General features: G+C 49.1%; 3 protein-coding genes. 1 reads left to right on the forward strand and 2 read right to left on the reverse strand.

Annotated elements, in window-relative coordinates; genetic code table 11:
- Together ACWVCM_RS02635 and ACWVCM_RS02640 are read right to left on the reverse strand one after the other, a co-directional pair.
- Positions 1–966 (reverse strand): (Fe-S)-binding protein (locus ACWVCM_RS02635; protein WP_455200153.1); only part of this gene is annotated, 966 nt, incomplete at its 3' end.
- 307 nt (positions 967–1273) lie between these two features.
- On the reverse strand, positions 1274–1855 hold the full coding sequence (locus ACWVCM_RS02640; protein WP_455200154.1) for a hypothetical protein: 582 nt from the start codon (positions 1853–1855) through the stop codon (positions 1274–1276).
- 324 nt (positions 1856–2179) lie between these two features.
- On the opposite strand from ACWVCM_RS02640, the gene ACWVCM_RS02645 reads away from it, so the two are divergent.
- Positions 2180–2515, forward strand: a 336-nt coding sequence (locus ACWVCM_RS02645) for a VOC family protein (RefSeq protein ID WP_455200155.1), incomplete at its 3' end; no start/stop codon positions are given.

The following is a 2515-nucleotide window of genomic DNA, read 5'->3' on the forward strand; positions in this document are numbered from 1 at the left end:
GACCTGGCCGTCGTCCTGGCGAAGGGTGCAGGGAGTATGTAACGCGACCTTCAAAGGCAGCCGGTCAAACACCAGCTTGCGCTGCCTCAGGGCATTGGCGAGATAGTGGCTCACATCCAAAACCGGAGCTGTCAGCTCTTCGCCCTCCAGCCACTCGCCATAATCTTTCAGGCTGGCACCGCAACCGCTGCTGGTGGTAACAATGGCGTCGGCCTTATGGTGGGAAAAAGATTTTATGTTTGTCCGCGCCAGTTTCTCTGCGATTTCCAGTTCGCCGTTGTGGCGATGCAGTGCACCGCAACAACCCTGTCCCCTGGGCAGGGCCACTTCCAGGCCGAGGGCGTTGAACACATCGATGGCTGCCTGCTGGATATCCTGCTCCATCACCGAGCTGAAGCAGCCCGTAAAGAGGGCAATGCGCTGGTCATTACGGCCTTGATCGATGTGGTTACTTAACTTACCGGGATAGTTAACTCTGCCCAGTAATGCATCGGTTCGATGCAGGCCCATGAGCTTGAGTAATCCGAGTTTTGACAGTAGCGTGCGCAAGCCCAGGATCTGTACGAGATAAGTGACTTGTATGATGGACTTCATAACCGAGATTCTGCATGCCAGCCACAGCATCATGCGGGTAATGCGCGGTACAGGTCGCTGTTCGCGTATGCGTGCCAGGGACTCATCCAGCATCTTGCCGAAATTAACCTTCGATGGGCAGACTAACTCGCAGGTGTAGCAACCCAGGCAGCTTTCCAGCTTTGCCTGTTGTTCCGGGTCCACGCCATCGCTGCTGTTTTTTTCCAGTGTTCGCATCAACCGAATACGACCCATGGGCGACTGTTCTGCGTCCTCGCTCCTGGCGTAAGTGGGGCAGGTGGAAAGACAGATCCCACACTGGGTGCAGCCATCCGGATGGGTTGGCGGCGTAAAATCCATCATGGCATCGTTCAGATCAAAGCTAAAAGACATGGGCTACATTGCCTGTGCAACAGTGTTTAAGTTCGAATGTTGGTTTGTTTATATATAGTTAGAGCAAGCGCTGTGCCAGCGGTGACAGTGTTGATTTATCAACAGCTTAGAAGTATGAAAGTGGTTGCATGTGGGTGGGTTTGTCAGGTTTACTACAAATGGAATCGGGATACTTGTAAAATTCGGGTTCATAGAACAATTGCTGGTATTAGTAGAAGCAATTACTTCGTGGTAGAGCCCAAAGTGAAAGAAAGCGCTAGCTAAGCAACCGGATTATCCTGGCAACTTGGGTTATCTCTATTATTGTTTATGCCTGTAGATATCGGCTTTCGGTTTCCAGGTGACGTTTTATGTTATCCAGCCAGTCATCCAGTCGAGGCTGAAGCCGTTGCTGCGCCTCTCTTACTTCCCGTTGCAGTGCAGATTCGCCCTGCCGAATGACCTTATCGTCACCGAACAGTAATCGGAGCACTTTACCGAGACGGCCCGATGCGGTAGGGACCGGTAACACCAGTTCCGTAAAGGCAAAGGATTCCTCCTGTGTCAGGCGTGTCCCGCACTCGATGGCTTCTACTGAGACCTCGATACGAAATGGCGGGGAAGAATCGGATTCAGTTATCATGTATTTATTCTGCTCATAGGCCACCACGCTATTGCAGTAATCGGCAATATGACCATCGACAGCGACGCGATGGTGAAAAACTGTACCTACAGAAACCGGTCCCGCTGGATTGCGACTGATGTTAATGACCGCGGTATGGCGACACAAGCGTGTTTTTCGTGGCAAATCAGTTATCAGGTTAAACACGGTGTCGGCATTGACACCCTCAATATCCACCGATGACTTGAGGCGCACTCTGTGGCGATGATTGCTGAGCTTTTGACTCATTAACATTTGCCAGTAATAGATTAGTAATAAAGTGATTTACTTTAAATGACACGGGGTCCTTTTGGCTAGTCTTGTGACAATAGAATTATTCAATAGTAAACCAGCAGCGTTAATCACCTCCGAATCGATCCTGCGCAACTTGCAGTTTTCTCAATAGAAAGAAATAAATGAGCACTGTTATATTGCCTTAAGTCCTGCATATTGCGATCAAAAAACGGCATTTAAGAACAAATTGCGAACAAGGTTCACAACCCTTTTTATTTCTGTCAATAGTGATAACCTAATCAGGTTTTCAACCTCAACAATGGATGGAGGATACAGGAGATGATTATTGATCACATAGGTTTTGCCATATCAGACAGCCAAAAAAGCAACGATTTTTATACAAAGGCGCTGGCCCCGTTGGGGATTAAAAAGGTAATGGAATACGATGGGTGGTCAGGTTATGGGCGTGATGGAAAACCTGAGTTCTGGTTTGGGGAAGCGGAACAAGCTCATGGGCCAATGCATATTGCTTTTTCAGCCGACAACCGTGATCAGGTCAGGCAATTTTATGAAGCCGCTCTCGCGGCTGGCGCTAAAGATAATGGGGGTCCTGGCATTCGGGAAGAATATCATCCTAATTATTTTGGGGCGTTTGTCATTGATCCGGATGGACAC

This window comes from Kaarinaea lacus (genome assembly GCF_975902315.1).